The 1,157-nt window shown below is 67.0% G+C and carries 1 protein-coding gene; it reads left to right on the forward strand.

Annotated elements, in window-relative coordinates:
* A partial coding sequence (gene tnpC, locus LB565_RS29760) for an IS66 family transposase (protein ID WP_224589627.1) occupies positions 1–1,157 on the forward strand: 1,157 nt, incomplete at both ends.

The raw sequence follows: 1,157 nt of genomic DNA on the forward strand, positions 1-1,157 counted from the left end.
GCGGAGCGTGCCGAGAACGAACGGTTGCGCCAAATCATCAAGGAGCTGCAGCGCCACCGCTTCGGCCGCAGGGCAGAGAGCCTGCCCGTCGACCAGTTGCTGCTGGGTCTGGAAGAGGCAGAGCAGGTCGAGGCCGAGGGCTTCGCGGCGGAGGACATCGTCGATCTCGCCAAGCGCGAGGCTCGCGCCAGGAAGCGGCGCGCCAACCGCGGTTCACTGCCCGCGCACCTGGCGCGTATCGAGCAGGTCATCGACATCCCCGACAAAATCTGCCCGTGCTGCAAGGGAATGCTGCACGTCATGGGCGAGGATTCTTCCGAGCGCCTCGACATCGTGCCGGCGCAGTTCCGCGTGATCGTCACGCGCCGGCCGAAGTATGCCTGCCGGAGCTGCGAGGAGGTCGTGGTGCAGGCGCCTGCTCTGGCGCGGCTGGTCGAGGGCGGCATCCCAACCGAGGCGACCGTCGCCCATGTGCTGGTCAGCAAATACGCCGACCATCTTCCTCTGTATCGTCAGGCGCAGATCTATGCCCGCCAAGGCGTGAACCTGGATCGGTCCACGCTCGCCGACTGGGTCGGAAAGGCAGCCTTCCTGCTCCGGCCGATCCATGAGCGCCTGTTCGAGCGGCTCAAGGCGTCCGACAAGCTCTTCGCCGACGAGACGACGGCGCCGGTTCTCGATCCCGGTCGCGGCCGCACCAAGACCGGCCAACTGTTCGCCTATGCGCGTGACGATCGCCCCTGGGGCGGGATCGATCCGCCCGGCGTCGCCTATCTCTATGCGCCGGACCGAAAGGCCGAGAACGTCGTGCGCCATCTTCAGGGCTTTGTCGGCGTCCTGCAGGTGGACGGCTACGCCGGCTACAAGGTCCTTGCCGAGCGCAATGCCGTGAGCCTGGCCTTCTGTTGGGCGCATGTCCGTCGCCGCTTCTACGAACTGGCCCAGTCTGGACCCGCGCCGATCGCCACGGAGGCGCTCCAGCGCATCGCCGAGCTTTACAAGATCGAGAGCGATATCCGGGGCCGCCCGGCGGAGGAGCGCCGCGCCGCTCGCCAGCAAAAGACCCGGCCGATCATCGATGCCCTCGACCCGTGGCTGCGCGAGAAGCTTGTCTTGGTCAGCCAAAAGAGCAAGCTCGCCGAAGCGATCCGCTACGC

It is taken from the genome of Mesorhizobium sp. CA14, assembly GCF_020165195.1.
Lineage (GTDB): Bacteria > Pseudomonadota > Alphaproteobacteria > Rhizobiales > Rhizobiaceae > Mesorhizobium.